Genomic DNA, 2,157 nt, shown 5'->3' on the forward strand with positions numbered 1-2,157 from the left:
CCCACCACCAACACCCCTCCGGGCGGGGGGGTCTCTTTTTTTATTAACAACACCCCCACAAAAGCGGCGCCGCCCACATTTCCCCCCCCCCCCCCCCCACGCTCAGCACCAACGAAACCGCAAAACAATGAGGGGGTCAAATCTTCAGTTCGCCCTGGGGGTCAAATCCTCACTTCGCTTGACACCTAATGAAAAGGCCGCCTCGACGGGTGGCTTTTAAACGGTGACGGACTGCCGTTCCAAGCGGACCAGCTATTGTCGACTAAATGAAAGCGGGAAGACCCAACGATGCCTCCAAAATACGTGCCGCCCTCCGTTCATGAGACAGCTTTCGGCGGCATTCCAAATCGGCAGGGAATTCGGCAGAGCTGAGGCCGAAGTTATGTTGTCACCGCCCGTCGATTATGATCGCCACCCATCGACAACGAGCGATGCAGAACACGGCGAGCCGACCTGACGTTATCATTCGCTGGCCTCAAGTCCGGCCTGATTTTCCAGAACTCGTTGTAACTGATGCGGCGAACTTTGACGCTGCCGTCTTCAACAATGACCGTACGAGATGTGGTCATATGGCGTCTTCGGGAAGGGCGCTCGCTGCGCGGTTCCGGCAAGGCCGGTCTTCATCATCGCCAACGCGGCGAAGGTCTTCTGTCACGCTATATAGGAACGGAGTGCGTCAAAATTCAGGGCGAGCGCTAAATGTAGTATCTGAGTTGCAGAAAGGACACGTTTAGGCGAGTATCGACTAAAGCACGAAACCTTCTATCGGGGGAATGGATGTCCGCAGAAAACGAGTTGGCTGGCATCACGACTGATATTGGCAAGATTTTCGGAAAGATCACTATCAATGAATTGCCGACACAACTTTATGCCCCGCGGCTAAAGCGGCTGGCGATTGAGGCCAATGCAATTCTGGATTCGCATTTTGGGCTAGCCAATTCAGGGGCCTGCAACCGGCTCGGTTGAAGCCGATGGTCGGGATGATGCTGAGGACCACTTTCTGGCTGAAGAGTTTGCCGAGATCGATGCTGTCCTGGCGCGCTCGTCAAAGCTCCTGAGTGGCGCCGACGTGCCGGCGAGGGCACAGCGTTCGGACGACCGGCCGGACCTGATCTACGATCTCGACTGGAATGAAGAAGAACGGCTGGCCGAATGGCAGGCCGTCATCGCCGAACGCGAGACCTGCCGGTCGTCCTGCGCGGCGCGATCCTCCTCGAGGCCTGGTCCGAAATCGAGGTGCTGCAGCATGCCGCCTGGCTCGGGCCGCTGCTGGAGGCCGCGCTGCTGCGGCGGGAGGGCCTTGCCGCCAACCATCTCGCCTGCCTGCATCTCGGCGCCAAAAACATTCCGCGCGAGCGGCGACGGGGGGGCGCATCGGCATCACCGCAGTGCTCCATACCTGGGGCTCGGCGATAACACACCATCCGCACGTGCACATGATCGTGCCGGGCGGTGGCATCTCGCCGGACGGAAGCCGGTGGATATCGTCACGTCCGGCCTTCCTGCTGCCGGTGCGCTGGTAGTCCCAGCCCCAAGGGTAGGTCTGGTTCGTCATAGGATCGTGGCGATCTCGCGGGTCTTGGAAGAATTGTGGCGCGTTCTGACCCATGCCCCGCAAGATCAGGCACTGCGCTGATGGATCCCGCCAATTTCGAGGACGGGCGGCAGCTCCAGTCGGTCGCCGAGATCAGGGCCGGCCTTGGCCCCATTTGAGGAGAGTGGCAGCGATGCTTCAATGACGGCTGAAACAGATTGCCGTAAAGCCGCACCACAGCATAAAGTTGACCAAGGGCCGCACCGCGGCCTGATCAGGTCAAATCGTGGCGTGGTCATGGTCCGCGACCGAACTGGTCTCATCACCTTGGCAAACAGCTCATATGACCAGCCCGAGGCGGTATGCCCGCCTGATGGGTGAGCCGGCGTCGGCATGATCTCAGGGCAATGACCGCTTCACTCCTCACCGGCTTGGCAGGATGGGAAAAGTTTTTTAAGCCGGCTGGCCCAGCCACTGCCGGTCGAAGGTCTCGAGGATGGCGTGGAACTCGGCAGGCGGGATCTGGCTGGGGCCGCCGTTGACCTGCCACGGGTAATTTCCTCCATCTGAGATTAGAGTCCGGCCTCGATTGAAGGACGGACTGATGAAGAGAAAGCGGTTTA

General features: G+C 59.6%; 2 protein-coding genes and 1 pseudogene. All 3 read left to right on the top strand.

What is annotated here, in order from left to right; genetic code table 11:
- The first annotated feature begins 777 nt into the window (after positions 1 to 777).
- Positions 778 to 966, top strand: coding sequence for a hypothetical protein (locus tag NKI24_RS35645; protein ID WP_352450355.1), 189 nt, complete (start codon positions 778 to 780; stop codon positions 964 to 966).
- Between the two features lie 186 nt (positions 967 to 1,152).
- On the top strand, positions 1,153 to 1,416 hold the full coding sequence (locus tag NKI24_RS35650; protein ID WP_352450356.1) for a DUF1612 domain-containing protein: 264 nt from the start codon (positions 1,153 to 1,155) through the stop codon (positions 1,414 to 1,416).
- Positions 1,365 to 1,517: pseudogene (locus NKI24_RS35655) on the top strand (transposase); the annotation flags it as partial. The gene NKI24_RS35650 and the pseudogene NKI24_RS35655, both read left to right, overlap by 52 nt.
- Between the last annotated feature and the right edge of the window lie 640 nt (positions 1,518 to 2,157).

Source organism: Mesorhizobium sp. M0701 (genome assembly GCF_040320365.1).
Taxonomy (GTDB): Bacteria; Pseudomonadota; Alphaproteobacteria; order Rhizobiales; family Rhizobiaceae; genus Mesorhizobium.